This window comes from Paenibacillus piri, assembly GCF_004354045.1.
GTDB lineage: Bacteria > Bacillota > Bacilli > Paenibacillales > NBRC-103111 > Paenibacillus_S > Paenibacillus_S piri.
Window position 1 is genome coordinate 66,908 of the sequence record NZ_SMRT01000012.1, and the last position, 20,779, is coordinate 87,686.

The following is a 20,779-nucleotide window of genomic DNA, read 5'->3' on the forward strand; positions in this document are numbered from 1 at the left end:
TACAATAAAGCGGTTACTTGCCCGCATCCGGATTAAGTTGCTGTTAAGGTGTTGGATTTCTGGCCGTCTCGGTCTATAATGAAGCAAGTTGGCTAGTTATACATTGCAATTCATGATCTGAATGCTGGATATAACAAATAAACTTTGACAAGGAGGCAGTTCATTTAAACAGTCAACATGATGATCAAAATATAAAAGTGGTTGGGAGAAACCGGAAACATGCACGCAACAAAAAATCATAACCGGCTTAGACTTGTTTTGCTTCTAGGTGCCTTCTCGGCGCTGGGTCCTCTTACTATCGATATGTATTTACCGTCATTCCCTCAAATAGCTGCCGAATTTGGAACCCAGGCATCTCTGGTGCAGCTTAGTTTGACCGCTTGCTTGATAGGCTTAGGTTTGGGTCAAATCATTATGGGTCCTTTGAGCGATGTTCATGGAAGACGTGTTCCCATAATTATCTCGCTTATTCTTTATTTGATCGCTTCGTTTGCTTGCGCCATCTCACCGAATATTATTTATTTCATAGCAGCGCGCTTTGTTCAAGGCTTCGCGGCCTCAGCGGGAATTGTGATTTCCAGGGCAATTATTCGCGATGTGTACAACGGTCCGGAATTAACCAAGTTTTTCTCATTGCTTATGTTAGTGAACAATTTGTTTCCCTTAATTGCGCCCGTGGCAGGTAGCGGCGTTATATCGTTCACCACATGGGTGGGAGTCTTTATAGTGCTGGGTATTATCGGATTGACGTTAGTTATATTTGCAACCTTCAATCTGAAGGAGACATTGCCTGTTCAGAATCGGGTTTCCGGCAACTTCGGCGAGCTGCTCAGCGGCATTCAAACACTGCTGAAAGATCGTCAGTTTATCGGTTACGCGCTTGCGCAAGGCATTATGATCGGAGGCGTATTCGCTTATGTATCCGGGACTCCTTTTATATATCAAAATATATACGGAGCCTCTCCACAATGGTTTGCCATTTTATTCGGATCGAATGGAATCAGCTTGATTATCGGTTCCCAGGTCGTCGGACGCTTTAGCCATGTCGTTTCGGAACGCCGCTTCCTCGTTTTCGGGCTGCTGTTATCCAGCGTGTCCAGCCTTGCGGCGTTAACCGTTATTGTTTTGCACGGCCCGCTGCTCGGATTAGTTATTCCGCTTTTCTTTTTCGTTGCGTCGATCGGAATGACTTCAACGGCTTCCTTCGCCTTGGCCATGGAGTCGCAAAGCCAAAGGGCCGGGAGCGCATCTGCACTGCTTGGATTATTGCCTTTTCTGCTGGGAGCATGTACGTCTCCGTTGGTCGGCATAGCAGGTGAATACACTGCAGTTCCAATGGGAATCATTATTTTATCGACCAGCTTATTGGCACTCCTTGCTTACTTTGGACTTGCGCAGAAAACCCAAACGAAGCTTGCAAGGCTGCAATAAAATGAATATCGGCTTACCGTAAAGCATCGGGTTTTCCCGGTGTTTTTATTTTTTGGCTCTTTTAGCGTTATTTGTGTCACAATTTGCTGCCCTTCCCCGTCATATGGGTACAAAAACCGAAAGGGATGATTCAGATGCAACTCTATGATGTAGCCGTTGTGGGTGGAGGAGTAGCGGGTTTAACAGCTGCAATTTATGCGGCCAAAGCGGGAAAGCAAACGATTGTGATTGAAAAGCAGGACCGGTTGGGAGGCCGGGCTATGTCCAATAAGAAAAATGGAGCATATTTCAATTTGGGCGGCCATGCGTTATATCATGGAGATGCTCTTGCATCGTTCCGCGAATTTGGATTGAGTTTGCAAGGAAACAAGCCTTCGATCGACGGGTATGCGATTTGGAATGGCAAATTAACGGTTTTACCTACGGGGGTTAAATCGTTAGTCGCCACGCCGCTCTTATCCTGGAAGGGCAAAGTGGAGCTTGCCGCTTGGCTTGCGAAATTTGGAAAACTGGACACTCATCGATATGATCAAGTCAGTCTCCGTGAATGGATTGAAGGAAATGTACAGGATCCGATGGTACGAAATATATTTTACGCGCTGCTGCGTACTGCAAGTTATGTGGTGGCGCCTGACTTGCAAGCCGCGGGTCCTGTTTTGCAGCAGCTTAAAAACGCTCTTCAAGGCGTATTGTACCTGGATCGGGGTTGGGGAGCAGCGGTCGATGAATTAAGGAAAAAAGCATCTGATTACGGGGTGCGCTTTATAACGAAGAGCAAGGTCATTTCTATCGATCATCACAACGGAATCGTGCAGCAGGTTCTTTGTGAAGACGGAACGAAAGTGCCAGCGAAAAATATCATACTAACCACTTCGCCTGCAATCGCTCACCAACTGGTGCCTCATGCAGAAGCGACCGCTCTTCATACCTGGAAAAAACAAGCGATTGAAATCACAGCCGCTTGTTTGGATGTGGCCTTGCGGCGTCTCCCAAAACCGAAACAGCAATTTGTGTACGGGATTGATCAGACCGTCTTTCTTTCCAATCAATCGCGTGCGGCTTACCTGAGCGAAGATGGCGCACAAGTCGTATCCGTGATCAAGTATCAAGGAAAGGAGACCGATCCGGAAAAAGATTTGCAGGCTCTGGAACAAACCTTGGATCTGGTACAACCGGGTTGGCAGGACGAATTAGTTGCAAAGCAATACCTTCCCAAGATTACGGTTTGTTATGATTTTATGCATACGAAGCGTCAAGAGAACCCGGGCCCCGCTGTTCCGGAAATTAAAGGATTATATGTGGCAGGAGAATGGGCATCGCATGGTGAACTATTGGTCGATGCTGCGACGGCAAGCGCCAAAAGGGCGATACAACATATACTCTCGCATGAGGGAACGGAGCGAACCCCCTATTATGAGCACAGAGACATTGTATAAAACTTATCAAAAGCCTCTTTTTTCGTTAGCTTATCGGATGCTGGGGAGTGTCATGGACGCGGAAGACATTGTACAGGAAGCCTTTCTTGCCTATGATCAATTGCCCGATTCCGCTGCCATTCATAACGAAAGAGCGTTTCTATATAAAATCGTGACGAATCGTTGTCTGGATCTTTTGCGCTCGTCGGCAAAAAAACGGGAATTGTACGTTGGGCCATGGCTTCCGGAGCCCCTGATCGAAAAAGGAACTTTGGAAGGAGACCCGTCTGATGTTTATTTACAACGGGAATCGATTTCTACGGCGTACCTTTTGCTTTTGCAGCAGCTGAACGCAGTGGAAAGAGCAATCTTCCTTCTGCGCGAAATATTTCATTATTCGTATGAAGAAATCGCGGAAATGATCGGAAAAAGCAGTGCGAATTGCCGTCAAATATTTCATCGGGCCAAAAGCAGTATTCATTTCGACCCTGATCAGACCCCGTCGATCTCGATGGCAGAGGCGCAAATCAAGGAATTTGTGAACTCTCTTTTACAAGGAAATACGAACAAAATGCTTGAACTGGTCAGTGAAAATGTAGTTTTCTACTCGGACGGCGGAGGCAAAGTGAAGGCGGCGCAAATTCCTGTTGCCGGATTCAATCAAGTAATCGGCTTGCATCGTAATTTACTCAACATGTATGAGGGGAATTATACGTTTTCTTTCCTTACCGTGAATGGACTGCCAGGGGTTCGAATCCTGTTAGCCGATAATATTCAATATGTATATTCTTTCGCATTTAAAAATAATCAAATCCAAGCGATCTATTCCGTAGCCAATCCGGATAAACTGCGGCATATATAAGCTGATCGAAAGCGGATCAGAGACCAACCATATAAAATAAAATCCAAACACGCCAATGCGGCGTGTTTTTTACCCCTCATACTTCCTTATATAATGACTCAGCGCAAGGAGCGGCCAAATGTACCGGTAGCTGTGGTAATGAATGTAAAAGTTGCCGGGGAGACCGGCACCAGTCGGATAGGAGGCCGCACGGTTGTTTTCCCGCAATAAACCGATAAGTGTGCGGATTCCATTATTCATAGCGGCAGTTGGCCGCGAATGAACAGCGATAAGCGCGTCCAACGCCCACGCGGTTTGAGAAGGCGTGCTTTCCTCCAAAGGCACGAAGTAAAGAAGCCGGTCGCTTCTGCACGATTCTCCCCATCCTCCGTCACTGTTCTGGATGCTTAAGAGCCACTTGGCCCCTTTTTGCATAGCTTCATGGTCGGAGGAAATGCCGGCGGCTTTTAAGCCCGTTAGCGCGGCCCACGTGCCGTAGATGTAACAGATTCCCCATCTTCCATACCAGGAGCCGTCCTTCTCCTGATGATTAATCAGCCAATCGGTTCCATTTTTAATGAATTTGTGCCGGATGTCAAATCCGCCGAAGTTCCCCAAATACTCCAGGGCGCGCCCCGTAAGATCAGCCTCCGAGGGATCGATGGCGGCGGATTTGGCGCCGTCGATTGCAAGCCAAGTGAGCATTTGTTTGTTTGTGTTTTTTTCGAAAGCGGGCCAGCCTCCGTCGTCATTTTGCATGGATAGGACCCAATTAAGTCCGCGATTCCACGAATCCCGGTAGGAAGGATCGGTACGGGACAAGCTTCTGATTGCACGCAAAGCGGCAGTCGTGTCGTCCACATCCGGGTTGATGGTATTGGTTTCGGAGAACCCCCATCCACCCGGCGTAATATTAGGATTATGAAGACTCCAATCTGCCGGTTTGCGCTGCTGCCTGGAAAGCAGATAAGCAGCAGCGCTCCGAATCGCCGCATGGTCATCGGCAATCCCGGCTTCCTGCATCGCGTAGGCAAGCAAAGCGGTATCCCACACGGTAGAGGGTGAGTTTTGCATCGTCGTTTTGCCGTCAAAGCTGCAGCGCATTGCGGTGATGCCTTGAACGGCATGAGCGATGAGAGGATGCTGTCCGTCATACCCGAGAGCAAGCAAAGCGAAAATCATCAAAATTGTGCTGCTGGCGTAGCTGTATAAGGTTCCGTCCGATTCAATCCGCTGCAATATGAACTGCTCGGCCTTTGTCAGGGCTGCTTCATGAATGTAACGGGGCGTGCCGATAAGCCGGTTTAGTCCGGTTTGTATACGGTCAAGAGTCTCATGAAATTCCCGGGGGAGCTGTTCGTCCGTGTCATTACGGTCGACATGAAGATCGTTGAGATCAGGAGCGTGGCTGGTCTTTATTGAAAAATGCCGATCGGCCATGATCAGCATAGGGGCGAGATGGACTCTTGAATATCCCGAAAAATCAAAGAAGCTGATTGGAAAAGAAGCAGGGAGGAGCAGCAGCTCCAGCGGAATGGATGAGATGGAGGCGGGCCATTTGCTATGTCCGGTAGCGGCGAGGATAGCCTTGGTCAAGATGCTCGTGACTTTTCCAAGACCGCCCTTCGTTTGGATAAAACGCTTCGCGCGCCGCATCGGTTCATCCGTCGTTCGGCTGTAACCGGAATAAAGCAGGGCATAGTAGGCCTCAACCGAAGCGGACAAATTTCCTTCTTCCTCGTCTGGAAACAATTTCCATGATCCTTCGGGCTGCTGTTCAATGAGGATTCGATCATGCAGCTGCCGAACAAGGTTTTCGTTCCCCTGAATATTTAACGTTCGAAGGAGAATGATCACGTATGCATCTATGGTTGTCCCATTCTCAAAACAAAAGCGCCAAGATCCGTCTTGCTGCTGCTGCTGAATAAGGGCTGTTGTCAGTCGACGGATTTCCTCATGAATTTCGCTAGACATAGAGCTCATCACATCGGTACCTCCGAAGTCATTTTCAACATTATATGATCGTCGGTAAAAGGAAATGAGGGTGAAGTTATTTGGCAAGCAAAGTGGGTATCAGAAACTGGCGAAGGAGGATTAGAAGCAAATTCGTCGAATACATTTCGACGGGCAGCGAGTTTGTGGCCGGCCTCGACTCGAACGATTTTTTTCATTATTAGAGGGGTGTACTTGTGTTCAAAAGGACTTTGATCGTCTGTCTGATCGGCTTGCTTGCTTTTTCCTTAATTCCGCTGTCTATCTTCATGGATAGAGATAAACAAACGAAAGATTTGCAGGTTCGCCATGGCGTCATGGATCTGTCTTCGTGGAATTATGAACAGGACAGGAGAATCAAGCTGGACGGAGAATGGGAATTTTATTGGAACCGATTATTGACTCCCGAAGACTTCAGGCAGCCGGGAACAGACAAGCCCATTACCCCCGCCATGATGAAGGTGCCCTCCGTGTGGAACGGCAAAATCGTCGACGGCCAGGCATTGCCCGCCTACGGCTCCGCCACTTACCGGATGGTGCTGAAAAATGTGCCTTCAAGTGGGGCGTTTGCCTTAAAAAAGACCAATATTCGTTTTTCGAGCGCGATTTATGCCAATGGCCATAAGCTGTTTGAGGATGGCAAGCCTTCCGGGAATGCGGCGGAATATGAGCCCGGCAATGTTTCGCAAATCGGCTTTTTTTCGGCTGAAAAGGGCGATTTGGAAATTATTATACAGGTCGCCAACTATGATTATGCGAATGCAGGCATTCCGGTGTCCATCTATTTCGGTGAGCAATCAGCCATGATGGATTTTCAGCAGAAGAGCAAGGCGCGCGAGCTGAGCATTTTTGCCATTCTTGCCACGCTTGCGCTTATTTACGTCATCTGCTTCGTGACGGCGGCATTTTATCGCAAGAAAGATTACTCTTTGCTGCTGTATGCCTTGATCTGCTTGCTGTATGCAGTGTATAACGGGATGATTGGCGAGCGGCCGCTGCTGCTCTATTTGCACGGATTTTCGTACGAAGCGATATTTAAAACGAAAGACATTTTCTCATTCGCCTGTTTTATCGTATTGGCCGTCTTTTTTTATCAAGCGAAAAAAAATATTATTTCATTAAAATTTACGCAAATCGTCGCCATTGTGCTGGGCGGCTATATGGTGATGGTCGCTTTTCTGCCCATTTCCACTTATACGGCCATCCAATCCTATATTATCGCCTTATACGAGTCGTTGACGATTTGGCTGCTGCTGCGGATTGCCGTGCTGTATATCAAGAGCGCCGAATCCGACCGCTTGAAGTCTTTTCTGTTGTTCATGGCTATTCTTTGTATGACGCTGTACTCCATCGACCTGATCCTGTTTTCTTTCTCTTTAAAAGAAACGTTGTGGCTCGGGCAAATTTATATTGTCGCCTTTAACCTCATCATGGTTTTTTTGATCGCTTTTCGTTTTTTCGAGGCTTACCATACGATAGACGAAATGAAAAATCAGCTGCTCCAACTGGATAAGATCAAAGACGATTTTCTGTCCAATACTTCCCATGAGCTGAAGACGCCCTTGAATGCCATTGTGAGCATAACCGATACGCTCCTCAAGGGAGTTGAGGGACCTGTGAACGAAAGGCAGGCGCAGAACCTTGCCATTGTCATGGGGAGCGGAAGAAAATTAACCCATATCGTCAACGAATTGCTCGATTATTCCAAAATGAAGCATGGGGACATCGCCCTGCATAAAAGCAGCATAGATCTGAAAGCGGTCGTCGATTCGGTCATCCGGATCCATTCGTTTCTGCTGGGAGAAAAGCGGATTACGCTTGTTAACGGGATCGCGGAAAATATGCCTGCGGTATATGCGGACGGCAATCGGCTGATTCAGATTTTGCATAACCTGATCGGCAATGCGATTAAATTCACCGATAGCGGCACCATCAGCATCAATGCCGTCGTTATCCGGGACATGGTTGAGGTTCGTGTAACCGATACGGGTATCGGGATCGCGGCGCATTTGCAGGAGTCTATATTTAACGCTTTCGAACAGGCGGATGTCTCCGAAACTAAAAATTATGGCGGAACCGGACTCGGATTGAGCATCACCAAAAAGCTGGTTGAGCTTCAGGGCGGAGCCATTCGCGTCGAATCCAGCCTCGGGGAAGGCTCGGTGTTCAGCTTTACGCTTCCGGCGGCGAGCGAGACCCCGGGCAAAATCAAGAGGCAAGCGGCGGACAAGGAGCCGCCCCTTAAGGAAGTGCGCATAGCCCACCCGCAGTATCCGGTCCATATCCAGGGGGACAAAGAACCGATCCTCGTGGTGGACGACGATTTCGCCAACCTTCAATCGATGATTAACCTGCTCAAGCTGGAACGATATTCGATCGTCGTTGTCAACCGCGGGCAAATGGCGCTGGACGTGCTATCCGGGCCGACGGACTTCTACCTGGTCGTACTGGACATTATGATGCCCGACATGTCCGGCTACGAGGTGCTGAACGCGCTCCGGGAGCGATTCTCTCCTTTTGAACTGCCGGTACTGATGCTGACGGCCAAAAACAGAGCGGCCGATGTGATCGTGTCGATGGAAAACGGGGCGAATGATTTTGTCGGCAAACCGTTTGAAGCGGAGGAATTAATGGCGCGCGTTAGAAGTCTGACCCGATTGAAAGCTTCCGTGAAAAACGCCAAGGCTGCGGAAATTGCTTTCCTGCGTTCCCAGATCAAGCCTCATTTTCTGTACAATGCTTTGAATTCCATCGCCGCGCTATGTATCGACGAGCCGCAAAAGGCTGAGGACTTAACTTTGCAGTTATCGCAATATTTGAGAAGCAGCTTCGACTTCAAGCAGTTGGATTCGTTCACGACGATAAAGGAGGAGCTGGAGCTCGTACATGCGTATGTCCACATCGAAATGGCGCGGTTTGAAAGCAGACTGCAAGTGGAATACGATGTAGACGCTAATCTGGATAACCGGATTCCCCCGCTCATTTTGCAGCCATTGGTTGAAAACGCCATAAGACATGGACTGATGTCCAATGTACTCGGGGTAAAGGTAAGCGTATCGATAAAAATGCATGCGAATACCGCGATTCGCTTTGTCGTGGAGGACAATGGAGTCGGCATGAGCGAGCAAAAGCTGGAACAAATAATGAATCCGGATGCGGAAAGGAAAGGCATAGGGCTGCGGAACATAAGCCAGCGCATCAAGCTTCTGTATGGAAGCAGCATCCGGATTGAAAGTACGGAAGGAACAGGCACCAAGGTTTCCTTCGATATTCCGGTAGAGCCGATTTGGGCGCCGATGTATGCTGCGAGTCATCGCGAATAAGGGAATTTATCGGCAAGACGATAGAAGCGGCCGCTATTCGGAGCGGCGGGTTGGATTTGCAATGAGCCGTCCGTTCGAGGCCGCATGGTTTTCTACTGTCAGCGCCGGATATATAGTATAATTTAGCAAGTACGGTAAAGAGGGGGCCTAATTTTACGATGAATCAAATCATGCGCTATTTCATTAAATCCTCAATGTTGCTCGGATGCTCGGCTTTCTTTTTCGCACTCCTGTTTTCGGGTTATCCCGATACGGGACAAGCTGCCGGAACGGGCACGACTCCGGTCGAAATTTCCTTGACCGGAGATTCCGGGTCAACTTCTTATGGGAATCCCGTTGCGTTTACAGCAACCGTAACGGATACTTCGGCAGGGAACATTTACCCGGAAGGCACCGTTACTTTTATGAATGGCGGCACAGCTTTGCAAACTGTAGCACTGACTCCGAGCTATCCGACGGTAGCGACAGCACCATCGGGGCTGCCCATTCCTTCGGGCCTCAAGGAATCCTGCTACGACGGACCGAATAGCTTTAACCCGACTCCATGCCCTGTTGTGGTTTCCGGGGGCTATACGTTCCAGGCATACAGCTACGACGACAACAGGAGTTCGTTCGCAATTGTCGAGTATGATTCCCATAAAAATATCATCAGGCAGTGGGAAGCGCCAGGGGCCCGCTATTTATATCAAATTACGATCGATTCCACTGCCCGGACGGTCAGTTTTTGGGGACAAGGCGGCGCACAAGTGACGTTAAGCTGGAGTTCACTGCAGGCGGCCGTCAGTCAAGCGCAATTTTCGTCTTCATCTTTACCGGTCGGAATCCACTCGATTACGGCCGTTTACTCGGGCGATACGAATCACGCGAACGCGGAATCGGCGATTTTCACTCAAACGGTAAATCCGATTGCGACTGCGACAACATTAACGTCAAATGCGAGTTCGGCGGCAGCAGGCGGAACGGTGACATTTACCGCAACCGTAATATCTACAGGCGGTTCGCTCCCGTCAGGAACTGTGACGCTTAAAGAAGGCGATTTTGTTCTGGATACAAAACCTTTAGACGCAAACGGAGTGACCCCATTTTCAATTTCCTCGCTGTCTGTCGGCGTTCATACGATAACCGCATACTATTCGGGAGACAGCAATCACGCTTCCAGTGTATCGCAATCCGTATCCCAGACCGTAAGTCCGATGGATACGGCCACAGTTGTTTCAGGCCCAGCAACCCAGTCATTTTATGGCGATACCGTCACATTGAAGGTAATAGTTACGGCTGTTGAAAATTACGTTCCTAACGGTAATGCAATTGTAAAAATCGACGGCCAAATTCAAGGCTCAGCCGCCCTTAAGCCGGACGGAACGGCGGATATAACTTTACCGCTCCTGTCTGTAGGCAGTCATTCCATTACCGCGGCGTATACAGGCAGCACCAATTTTAAAAGCAGCAATTCCGCTGTTTATCCATTAAACATACTGCCGCATAGCAATGCAAATTTAAGAGAGCTGACGTTATCCGGCGCGACTTTGAGCCCCGCCTTTCAGTCAGGAACAGTAGGGTACCAAGCCGCAGTAACTTATGACGTTTACAGCGTAAGGGTCATTCCCGCCTTGGAAAATCCGTACGCATATGCCGTCGTTGCGGCTAACGGCCAAACCGTCGATGCAGCAGTATACGGTACGGCAGGAGTACCGGTTGCGCTGAATGTGGGCGGCAATCCGATCCAGGTCACGGTTACCGCGCAAGACGGCATGACGCAAAAATCTTATGTCATCAATGTGACGCGTGGCAAATCAAGCAGTATAGAGCTCGCAGATTTAATCCTGGACGGTGCGGCATTCAGCCGTTCCTTCAACAGCGGTACAACAAGCTACACGGCCACGGTTGCGAATAGCGTCGATAGCGTAGCGTTAATTCCCAAGACCGGTAATCATGACGAAACAGTAACCGTCAATGGAAAGCCTGTCATCAGCGGTCAGTCTAGCGAACCGATTTTGCTTCATGACGGAATCAATTACATTACAGTAAACGTAATCGCCCAAGATGGCGCCTCCTTTCAGACTTATTCCGTCGCTATTTTCCGGTTTGCCAGCGGCAGGATCGATATCGGCCAAGCAACAAAAGGGATTTCATACAGGTTTGATATTTACGGCGATGGCATATTTAATAGTTTGGACGTTAGAAATTTCCTGGGTCTGTTACAACCAAGCGTAGTTCTGCCCGGATCTTGATGATCGACACTCGCCGCGGAATGGGTGCCGGGCATTGAACGGCCCGAATGCGCTTATTCGTAATCATCGGGATGATGAGGTAAAATCAAATATAATAGGTTGATTCTATGATTTTAAAAGGAAGCGGGAACGAATATGCTAGCTTATTCTCCTTTGCAGCCGTCTGCATTACAAAGCGAACGGATGGATGCCCATTTCCGGTACCGGGAATTTCCGCCAGGCAAGAGCCTGGAACCTTACGTTGCTTGTTATTGGACCATTGACGCCGATGCTACCGATCAGCCTTATTTGCACCGCATTATCCCGGATGGATGCGCGGATATTATTTTTGACCTGAGAGCACGTTCTTTTTCCACAGGAGCGTTCGTGGCAGGATTGATGACCGCGTTTGCAGCGATGAACCTTGAGTCGCGTTATTCCTTGTTCGGCATTCGCTTCTATTCGGAGAACGTACGCCGATTTTTCATATATCCCGTCTCCGAATTGACCGGATACCATGTGCTTCTTGAAGACATATGGGGGAAAGAAGCGGGGGCTATTGCGGAGCAAGTCATATCGGCCGATGGGACATCGGAAATGATTGAACGGGTGGAATCCTTTTTGTCGAAAGCTTTGCTTCAAAACGAGACGAATTCAGATCAGCTGCTGCAGTCGAGCATGCAGTATATATATGCAAGTCAAGGAATGATGCCGATTCGCGATTTGGCGGAACAGCTTTGTTACAGCGAAAGAAATATAAGAAGAACTTTTCAAAAGGAACTGGGCGTCAGCCCGAAAGAGCTTTCAGGCATCATTCGATTTCAATGTCTGCTACAGGAGTTGTATCATGGTGCGCCGTCACGTTTCACGGATATCGCTGTAAAATACGGATATTTCGATCAATCCCACTTGATCAACAGCTTTAAACGCTTTTACGGATTGGCGCCCGGTCAAGTGTTTAGATAGATTGTCCGTTTTTTACAAGTATAATGGATTGAAATAGGCGATTATTACGTTAAGCAAATGATTATAACGATTCCGGGAGGACTAACGAAACGATGAAACCGCGCATATCGGTACTTACATTGGGTGTGGATGATTTGGAAAGATCGCTTTCATTTTATCGCGATGGACTGGGTTTACCGACAGAAGGTATAATTGGCACAGAATTTGAACATGGGGCGGTTGCTTTCTTCGACTTGCAGGCAGGCGTCAAGCTCGCCATCTGGAACCGCAAAGATTTGTCTCATGAAACGAAGGTTCCTTTGACGGCACCAAGCTCTACCGAAATGACAATCGGCCACAATGTAGGCAGCAAAGAAGAGGTGGATAAGATCATGGAGCTTGCCATGAAGGCAGGGGCCGTTATAACGGACCACGCTCACGATGCCTTTTGGGGAGGATATTCCGGGCATTTCCTGGACCCGGATGGTCATTTATGGGAAATCGTCTGGAATCCTGCATGGGAGATCAAGGATTGATAGCTAAAGGGGCGAATCGATAACTTATCGGTACGCCCCTTCTTTTCGATACAGAGGCGCGATCCGGTCAATCCGGTTCGTCCAAAATGCCGCCGGTGTAGCCGTCCGGAAGGCGCTTGATGTCATCGGCCGTCAACCCCCCCCCCCCCCCCCCGATGAGCAAGCAATAGAGGCTCTCCGTTATGCCGTTCTGCCAGCAGAGAGCTGTTGTTTAAATAGATGAGGACAACAACCACGAAACAAATTACGGCGATCTTGCTCTTGAACCGTTTTTTAACTCTATTCATTTGTAATTCCTCCCCACACTACATCCAACTGCTGTCGTATGGATTCCATCATTTCCGCTTCATTAATGTTCGAAGCATAGCGGATAAGCGTATGAATAAACAATCCGACCAATACTGAAGCGCTTATGTCCGAGTCCCAACGGCTTTGAAGGGCGCCGCTTGCCTTACTACTATTCCAAACCGCAAATGCTCATTTCGGCAGGTTTTACAATTTCTTCACTTGGTCATTACATTGTATTGACCCTTGTAACTTGGCATCAAGTTAGACTTGTTTCTAGATACGAAATTGAAATGCAGGAGAACAATCCAATCCTGCTCACCAAAAATTACAATTAATTCCATTCCATCAAGGAGGCTTTTATGAAAGCGGAATTGCACTGCCATACGAAGCTATCTGACGGTTCCTTCAGCTTTGATGAAATTTTGGAGCTTGCTGTCCAACAAAATATTGGCTATTTGGCTATAACGAATCACGATACGACGCGGGATCTCCATGAAATGATGGAACAAGGCAGGAAGAGAGGCGTCGAGATCATCCCTGGAATTGAAATTTCGGGCTATGATTTTGAGAGACGCCGTAGAATCCACATTCTTGGTTACTATATCGAGTCCGGGAATCAGGCGATTGAGTCCTTATGCAAACCGATGCTGGAGAGACGCCATCAAGGTTGTCGTACGGCGGTCGATCGGCTGATCGAAGCCGGATATGACATTACATGGGAAAATGTATTGAAGTACGCCGAAGGCGGAACAGGCGTTTATAAGCAGCATATCATGCATGCACTGCTCGACCAGGGCTACACGGAGTCCATTTATGGCGAATTATATAAAAAGCTGTTCTCCCGAGGCCAGGACGACGAACAACCGGGCATTGCCTATATGCCTATGGAGTATGTCGACGCGAAAGATGCGATCCGTGTTATTTTGCAGGCAGGCGGTGTTCCCGTACTCGCGCATCCCGGTCAATACCGCAATTTTGAAGCTGTGAATGAGCTGGTGGAAGCCGGTCTTCAGGGTATCGAGGTTTGGCATCCGCTGCACGGGCCGGAAGATGAGGCCAAAGCGCAGGAATTTGCTGCAAAGTTTAGTCTGATCATGACCGGAGGCTCAGATTTTCATGGCTTCTATGGCGAAAAAGATGTGACGTTAGGGAGCAAAAATCCCGGTCTGAATGCAGTGCGTGCCCTGCAGGAACGGAAACGGGTGTTAAAAGGAGTGTTTAATCCATGAAGCCAATTCATCAAACCGGTTCCCGGCCTGCTTTATCGTCCGAGCCCAGCATTCATAAGAGCAGCCATATTTTGAACAGCTTCGCCGGGGAGTGGACCTCGATCGGTCCCAACAATAAGCTGATTGAATCCAGAATCGGGGATTATACCTACACGATGGATGATGTGACAATAAATTATGCCGAGGTGGGCAAATTTACGTCGATCGCCTCGCATGTCTGCATCAATCCGGTTGACCATCCGATGGACCGGGTCACGCAGCATCATATGACTTACCGCCGTGCTTCCTATGGATTTGCCGAGACGAATGACGAGGATATTTTTAACTGGCGAAGAAACAACCGTGTCACCATCGGTCATGATGTCTGGATCGGTCACGGGGCGATTATTATGAAGGGGGTACACGTCGGCACCGGGGCAGTCATCGGCTCCGGAGCCATTGTTACAAAGGACATCGAACCGTATACGGTAGTAGTGGGAGTCCCGGCCAAACCGATCAAAAAGCGCTTCTCGCAGGATGTGATTGATAGTTTGCTCAAAATTGCCTGGTGGGAGTGGCCTCGCGACCTGCTGGAGGAAAGGTTCTACGAGCTGAACGATATTGCCGGTTTTATCAAAAAATACGGCTAAATTTCCGGAGGTGACCGGCATGTCTGAAGAGATGGATATTATGGATCATCTTATTGCAGCTATCCAATCGGGCAAGTATGAACCGGATGATAAATTACCGTCCGAAAACGAACTGGCGGATCGGTTCAAAGTTCCCCGTATGACGGCCCGTAAAGCCTATGAGCGGCTTCAGGAGCTTGGCTATATTTACTCCAAACAGGGTAAGGGCAGCTTTGTTCAGGACAGGAATCTGCGCATTCCCCTGACGCTGTCTGCCGGCAAAAGCTTTAGTGAAAAAATGACCGAGCTTGGGCTTGATTACAAGTCGAAAAATATTTTCAACGAGATTATCGAGTTTAATAACAAGATTTACGAGTCGCTCGGAATAAATGAAGAGGATCGTGTATATAAAATCGGCCGCTTGCGCATCATTGAAGGCCGTCCAATTGCTCTGCATATCTCTTATGTCGCCGAATCGCAGTTTCCACAAATCGGGAGCATCGGCGGGGGCATTACCTCGATGTTCGAATTTTACCAAAGCCAAGGTTATCATGACTTTCAATCTGCCGAAACGATGCTCAGGTTAACGTATCCGTCCAAGTATGAGAGAGAGCTTTTGGCCTGCTCAAGCCTGATTCCCCTGCTCGTTCTGGAGTCGGATGTTAAGGACGGAGTGTCGGGCCGGACGCTGGAATACAGCAAAATTATGTACCGTGGAGACTTGTTCACATATGTCATTTAAAGGCATGTTTCATTTACACAAACTTAACCGCCGTTAGCCTGGCAACAAGATAGAGTGAGCTTTGGGAACGGAACAATTTTTCAGGAGGCAGGAGGTTCGGACTTGAAGCGTAAGCAAAGAACAGAAATGTTGATTAACGGTTCGCCCGATATCGTATCGGCTTTGGCAGGCGAGATCAAGAGCCGCTACGACGTTGCGGTAATTGAGGAACCGAATCATGGTCTAGTTATGGTCAAGGTGAGAGAAACCGCACAGAAAAGCCAGTTTTATCTGGGCGAGGTGCTGGTAACCGAATGCAAGGTTCGAGTCTCGGGGAAGATTGGTGTAGGCATGGTCAAAGGGGATGAACCGGAGAAAGCCTGCGACCTCGCAATTATCGATGCGGCTTATGCCGCCGGGTTGGAAGAGACGATGGCTTGGTCGGCTATTTTAGAGGCGGAAAGCAGCAGGCTTGCGGAAGAACGGGCGGCATTCCAGGCGAAAGTGCTGCGGACCAAAGTCGATTTTGAAACGATGGACACCGATTGAAGATCGAAAGGAGTATCCCTATGAAGCTGGATATGGTTCACGACATCCAAACCGCATATCGAAAATTAGTCGACAGCATGTCAAGGCCGGGAACGATCTCTGACCTCTCGGAAGAAGCGGGCAAGCTGGAGCGGGATCAAGCGCTCTTGCCCGGAACGTTGATTTTGGCTCAAATGCTCCTCGATACGGAAGTGACGTTCAAGGTAATATCGCAAAGGGAAGCGATGGCGGCCCACATGCTCAACCAGCTCACCTATGCAAAAGAAGCGGATGTGGAGGAAGCGGATTTCATTTTTGTATTAAACGACGCGGCGCCGGGAGCATGGCTCCGTACACTCGAAGCGGTCAAAATCGGCGAGTTGAACGATCCGCACAGCTCGGCCACGGTCATTATTGAAACGGAAAGCTTATCCGGAGGAACAACGCTGCGTCTGACGGGTCCGGGAATTCAGCATACCGCTTATGTGGGGCTGCAGCTGAAAGAGGATTGGGTCGACGTGCGGGCAGAACGAAATGCCGAGTTTCCGTTAGGTTTGGATCTATTATTTACGGATGCAAACCACCGGGTGCTAGCTTTGCCAAGAACGACACAGGTTGTGAAAGAGGAGGTTTAGCCGGATGGGATACGTTGCGGTCAAAGGCGGAACACGCGCTATTGAACAATCGTTGAAGCGAATTCAGTACGAACGATTGCGGCGGGGTAAAGTCCTCGATGTTGAAGCGATAGAAGCCGGAATGAGAGGTCTCATCGATCAGGTGATGTCGGAGAGCAGTCTGTACAGCGAGGAGCTTGCGGCTCTAGCCATCAAGCAGGCGGAGGGCAATCCGGAGGAAGCGGTCTTTTTGCTGAGGGCGTACCGGTCTACATTGCCGAGAAAGCATTATTCCAGAACGGTCCGTTCCGAAGAGATGCGCGTGGAAAGACGGATTTCCGCGTCGTTCAAAGACATCCCGGGAGGACAAGTTTTAGGCGCATCGACAGATTATTCCCATCGACTGCTCGATTTCGATCTGTTGGATGAAACGGAAGAAACCATCGCCAAGTGGCTTCAGGCGTTTAACCTCGAGGAGGAAGCGGAAGTGCAAAAGTCAGCCGAAACACAGTCCGGACGGTTCCCCAAGGTGCTGGATTACCTTAGAAAGGAAGGGCTCGTTGCCGATTGCCCGTTCGATCCGACGGAGCCGGACGATGTCACCCGGACCAGCTTGACTTTTCCGGCAAGCCGCAGCGAGAAACTGCAAATTTTAACAAGAGGACAGACGGGAGCGGTGACTTCCTTGGCTTACGCGGTTATTCGCGGCTATGGGATGGTCCATCCTACGGTAGGGGAGCTGCGTGTCGGCCAGATTCCGGTCTATGTGAACAGCCCGCTGCACCCTTCCGATGAGGAGGAAGAGTCCTATTTTATCGGGGACATCAAAGTAACGGAAGTCGAGATGCTCGTTCCCGCAACTGTAGAAAAGGAAAACGGCAAAAAACAATTGAGCCTGGATTTCGGTTACGGTCTTTGCTACGGACAAAATGAAACGAAAGCTATTGCCATGAGCATTCTGGACAAAAGCCTCGAGAAAGGCGACAAGACCATTCCGACGCAAAACGAGGAATTTGTGCTTTATCATATCGACTCTGTGGAATCGACAGGATTTATCTCACATTTGAAAATGCCTCACTACGTGACCTTCCAATCGAAGCTGAACGATGTGCGCAAAACAAGAAAGAATTAAGCAGAGAAAATCCGGAAGGAGCAAGCATATGCGAATCCAATACAACTTTGCTTTTTTGGATGAAGGATCCAAAAGAGAAATCCGCCGGGCCACGCTGAAGGCGATTGCCATTCCGGGCTATCAGGTTCCTTTTGCCTCGAGAGAACTGCCTATTGGACGCGGTTGGGGAACTGGCGGAATGCAGCTCACGCTGTCGCTGATCGGTAAAAAAGACATGCTCAAAGTGATCGATCAAGGCTCCGACGAATCGGTTAACGCCGTCAGCATTAAGAAGCTGATTCATAGAACGACAGGCGTCCCTGCGGTCGATGACACCGCGGATGCCACGCTGATTCAATCCCGCCACCGGGTTCCGGAGGTGCCGCTTGCGTCCGGTCAAATTCTGGTCCTGCAAGTGCCAATGCCGGAGCCGCTGAGGATGTACGAATCCAGTGAGCTGGAAACGAAGCGTCTGCACGGGGAAAAAGACTACAGCGGGGCTTGGCTGATGCTGTTCGAACAAATTATGAAGTACCGTACGGTCTCCACCGGGGCCGACCATCCGGTAATGGTGCACGACCGCTATGTGATGGCGCCAAGTCCCATACCGAAATTCGACAATCCGAAGATGAACAGCTCCGAAGCTTTAATCCTGCTGGGAGCCGGGCGGGAGAAAAAGATTTATGCCGTCCCTCCGTATACCCAAGTGGTTTCCTTGGCTTTTGACGATGTTCCGTTCGAGCCGGAGTCCTTTCCGGACAAACGCTGCAGGCAATGTGGGGCTGCGGATGTTTTTATGGATGAGCTGTATGATCGGGATGCAGACGAAACGTACTATCAATGCAACGACACGAGCTATTGCCTAGCGCGTATGAATCAGCAGCCTTCCTAAGCAGATAAGAAAGAGGTGACGTCAAAATGGGAGAAAAAGCAGTCCCGATCATGACCGTAAACCATTTGAACAAGCAATTCGGTCCCGGTTGCGAGCAATGCAGCCGGCCGGAACGCCGCATATTGGAAAAAAACTATTGCCGCGTCTGCGACACCGTCTATTCGTGCCAGAACATCACATTCGACTTGTTTCCCGGAGAAGTCCTCGGCATCGTAGGGGAGAGCGGCAGCGGCAAATCGACGCTGATGCGGTGCCTGTATTTCGACCAGGAGGTCACCTCGGGCGAGGCGTATCTTCAGCCATATAAAGAAGGACGCAAAAATATGTTCGCTGAATCGACCCAGCAAAAAAAATATATTCGCAATCATCTGATGGGCAAAGTTTATCAAAATCCGGTTCTGGGTCTCAGGATGAACTTCTCCTCCATAGGCAATATTGCGGAGAAGATGATCGCAGCCGGAAACCGCAATGTGGCGGCTATGGAATCGCGGGGAAGCGAGCTGCTGGAGCGGGTTCATATTCCGGTTTCCCGGATGAAGGAAGCGCCGAAGAACTTCTCCGGCGGCATGCAGCAGCGGGTGCAGATTGCCAAGGCCTTATCCAACAATCCGCCGATACTGCTGCTTGATGAAGTGACAACCGGCCTTGACTTATCCGTTCAGGCCAACGTATTGGATCTGATCAAGCATTTGCAAAGGGAGCTGAGCATCAGCATGCTGCTCGTATCGCATGATCTCGGCGTTATCCGGATGCTCGCGGACCGGACGATGGTTATGCTGGACGGCCGAGTCGTCGAGCAAGGCCTGACAGACCAAATCCTTGAAGATCCCCAGCATGCTTATACCCAGCAGCTAGTTCATTCCTTATTATAGCGAATCAGCGGGAGGAGGCTATTTAATGTTACTTATTACTAACGGAATCATTATTACGGATGAATCGCTTTTGGACGACTGCGATTTGCTTATTCAGGATGATCGGATTGCCCGTATTGCCCGTAAAGGAGAGCTTGCTGCGGATCAGCATACGGAAGTCATCGATGCGGGCGGGGGCTATGTCACCCCGGGAATGATCGATATTCATTCGGATTATATCGAGCATATGACAGCGCCAAGACCAACCTCGCTCATCGATTTCCGCCTGGGTCTGCGTGAAACAGAGAAGGAGCTAATCTCGCACGGGATTACTACGATGTACCATTCCTTGTCGATATTCAAATCCGCCGATTATAAGTATCGCCCTATCCGGGAGCCGGAAAATGTGCGCAAGATGATCGATTTGATCGACCGAACGCACAACAGCAAGCACTTGATCCGTCACCGGTTTCACGCCAGATTCGAGATCGACAATTTGGATCAAATCGACAATTTGAAAAGCTACATTATGGAAGAGAAAGTTCACCTCGTTTCCTTTATGGATCACACACCGGGACAAGGCCAATATCGGGATCTGGAAATGTATAAAAAAACAATCCGCGGTTATGACCATGTTTCCGATGATAACATTGCTCTCTTGATCGCCAACCATCAGACGAAAGAAAAAATGACTGTTGACGCCATCCGTGAAATCGCGGAGATGGCCAGAGCGAGGAACATTGCTATTGCTTCGCATGATGACGATTCGCTGAAAAAGCTGGATCTGGTACAAAGCTTCGGCACCGCGATCAGTGAATTTCCGATTACGCTTGAGATTGCGCGCAAAGCGAAGCAAAAGGGCTTGCATACGGTAGCCGGAGCGCCTAACGTCATCCTGGGCGGCTCCCACAGCGGGAATCTCTCTGCGGCCGAGGCTGTGCACGACGGTTGTATCGATATTTTATGCAGCGATTATTACCCGGCTTCAATGCTTCATGCGGTGTTCCAATTAGCGGGTTCATCCCCGATGGAATTAGTAGAGATGTTCAAGCTGGTGACATTGCACCCGGCGCAAGCGGTGAACATCGACGCGGAATACGGCTCGGTAACCGAAGGAAAGAAGGCCGATCTGCTTATCATCGAACGGCTGGAGCCGGACGACTTCCCGGTCGTAACCGGTGTGATCGTAGACGGCAAGCTGATACAAAAAACAAATTACAGAATTTAAATAAAAGGAGGTGATG

17 protein-coding genes and 1 pseudogene are annotated in these 20,779 nt (G+C 49.3%); 16 read left to right on the plus strand and 2 right to left on the minus strand.

What is annotated here, in order from left to right; genetic code table 11:
• The first annotated feature begins 219 nt into the window (after window positions 1-219).
• The 3 genes from E1757_RS22480 to sigJ all read left to right on the plus strand — a co-directional run bounded on the left by E1757_RS22480 (window position 220) and on the right by sigJ (window position 3,708).
• The gene (locus E1757_RS22480; protein WP_133232313.1) at window positions 220-1,431 is read left to right on the plus strand and encodes a multidrug effflux MFS transporter; all 1,212 of its coding nucleotides are present in this window, start codon (window positions 220-222) and stop codon (window positions 1,429-1,431) included.
• Between the two features lie 125 nt (window positions 1,432-1,556).
• Window positions 1,557-2,867: a phytoene desaturase family protein gene (locus E1757_RS22485; protein WP_246079404.1), complete on the plus strand. Its 1,311-nt coding sequence runs from the start codon at window positions 1,557-1,559 to the stop codon at window positions 2,865-2,867.
• A gap of 37 nt (window positions 2,868-2,904) precedes the next feature.
• Window positions 2,905-3,708, plus strand: a complete 804-nt coding sequence (gene sigJ, locus E1757_RS22490) for an RNA polymerase sigma factor SigJ (protein WP_246079426.1) — start codon at window positions 2,905-2,907, stop codon at window positions 3,706-3,708.
• Window positions 3,709-3,777: 69 nt separating this feature from the next.
• On the opposite strand, the gene shc is transcribed toward sigJ, so the two are convergent.
• Window positions 3,778-5,670 (minus strand): squalene--hopene cyclase, encoded by a 1,893-nt coding sequence (gene shc, locus E1757_RS22495; protein ID WP_181956677.1) that lies wholly within the window; start codon window positions 5,668-5,670, stop codon window positions 3,778-3,780.
• 206 nt (window positions 5,671-5,876) lie between these two features.
• Between shc and E1757_RS22500 the strand changes: the two genes are divergently transcribed.
• The 4 genes from E1757_RS22500 to E1757_RS22515 all read left to right on the plus strand — a co-directional run bounded on the left by E1757_RS22500 (window position 5,877) and on the right by E1757_RS22515 (window position 12,693).
• Window positions 5,877-9,002, plus strand: coding sequence for an ATP-binding protein (locus E1757_RS22500; RefSeq protein WP_133232317.1), 3,126 nt, complete (start codon window positions 5,877-5,879; stop codon window positions 9,000-9,002).
• Window positions 9,003-9,160: 158 nt separating this feature from the next.
• On the plus strand, window positions 9,161-11,233 hold the full coding sequence (locus E1757_RS22505; RefSeq protein WP_133232319.1) for an Ig-like domain repeat protein: 2,073 nt from the start codon (window positions 9,161-9,163) through the stop codon (window positions 11,231-11,233).
• Between the two features lie 135 nt (window positions 11,234-11,368).
• Window positions 11,369-12,178 (plus strand): helix-turn-helix transcriptional regulator, encoded by an 810-nt coding sequence (locus E1757_RS22510; protein WP_133232321.1) that lies wholly within the window; start codon window positions 11,369-11,371, stop codon window positions 12,176-12,178.
• Window positions 12,179-12,270: 92 nt separating this feature from the next.
• Window positions 12,271-12,693, plus strand: coding sequence for a VOC family protein (locus E1757_RS22515; RefSeq protein ID WP_133232323.1), 423 nt, complete (start codon window positions 12,271-12,273; stop codon window positions 12,691-12,693).
• A 24-nt stretch (window positions 12,694-12,717) separates the two neighbouring features.
• Here E1757_RS22515 and E1757_RS37275 read toward each other — a convergent pair.
• Window positions 12,718-12,856, minus strand: a pseudogene (locus E1757_RS37275) (glycerophosphodiester phosphodiesterase family protein); the annotation flags it as partial.
• A gap of 484 nt (window positions 12,857-13,340) precedes the next feature.
• Here E1757_RS37275 and E1757_RS22520 point away from each other — a divergent pair.
• From E1757_RS22520 to phnM, 9 genes are all read left to right on the plus strand, one after another.
• Window positions 13,341-14,210: a PHP domain-containing protein gene (locus E1757_RS22520; RefSeq protein WP_133232325.1), complete on the plus strand. Its 870-nt coding sequence runs from the start codon at window positions 13,341-13,343 to the stop codon at window positions 14,208-14,210.
• Window positions 14,207-14,839, plus strand: coding sequence for a DapH/DapD/GlmU-related protein (locus E1757_RS22525; RefSeq protein WP_133232327.1), 633 nt, complete (start codon window positions 14,207-14,209; stop codon window positions 14,837-14,839). The genes E1757_RS22520 and E1757_RS22525 overlap by 4 nt, the downstream gene beginning before the upstream one ends.
• A gap of 19 nt (window positions 14,840-14,858) precedes the next feature.
• Window positions 14,859-15,560, plus strand: a complete 702-nt coding sequence (locus E1757_RS22530; RefSeq protein WP_133232329.1) for a GntR family transcriptional regulator — start codon at window positions 14,859-14,861, stop codon at window positions 15,558-15,560.
• 102 nt (window positions 15,561-15,662) lie between these two features.
• The gene (gene phnG, locus E1757_RS22535; protein ID WP_133232331.1) at window positions 15,663-16,088 is read left to right on the plus strand and encodes a phosphonate C-P lyase system protein PhnG; all 426 of its coding nucleotides are present in this window, start codon (window positions 15,663-15,665) and stop codon (window positions 16,086-16,088) included.
• A 20-nt stretch (window positions 16,089-16,108) separates the two neighbouring features.
• A complete protein-coding gene (phnH, locus tag E1757_RS22540) occupies window positions 16,109-16,702 on the plus strand; it encodes a phosphonate C-P lyase system protein PhnH (protein WP_133232333.1) in 594 nt (197 codons plus the stop codon).
• 4 nt (window positions 16,703-16,706) lie between these two features.
• On the plus strand, window positions 16,707-17,813 hold the full coding sequence (locus tag E1757_RS22545; RefSeq protein ID WP_133232335.1) for a carbon-phosphorus lyase complex subunit PhnI: 1,107 nt from the start codon (window positions 16,707-16,709) through the stop codon (window positions 17,811-17,813).
• A 28-nt stretch (window positions 17,814-17,841) separates the two neighbouring features.
• A complete protein-coding gene (locus E1757_RS22550; RefSeq protein ID WP_133232337.1) occupies window positions 17,842-18,684 on the plus strand; it encodes an alpha-D-ribose 1-methylphosphonate 5-phosphate C-P-lyase PhnJ in 843 nt (280 codons plus the stop codon).
• A gap of 26 nt (window positions 18,685-18,710) precedes the next feature.
• Complete coding sequence (locus E1757_RS22555; RefSeq protein WP_133232339.1) at window positions 18,711-19,556, plus strand: ATP-binding cassette domain-containing protein; 846 nt, start codon at window positions 18,711-18,713, stop codon at window positions 19,554-19,556.
• Window positions 19,557-19,581: 25 nt separating this feature from the next.
• Complete coding sequence (gene phnM / locus E1757_RS22560; protein ID WP_133232341.1) at window positions 19,582-20,763, plus strand: phosphonate metabolism protein PhnM; 1,182 nt, start codon at window positions 19,582-19,584, stop codon at window positions 20,761-20,763.
• The last annotated feature ends 16 nt before the right edge of the window (window positions 20,764-20,779 follow it).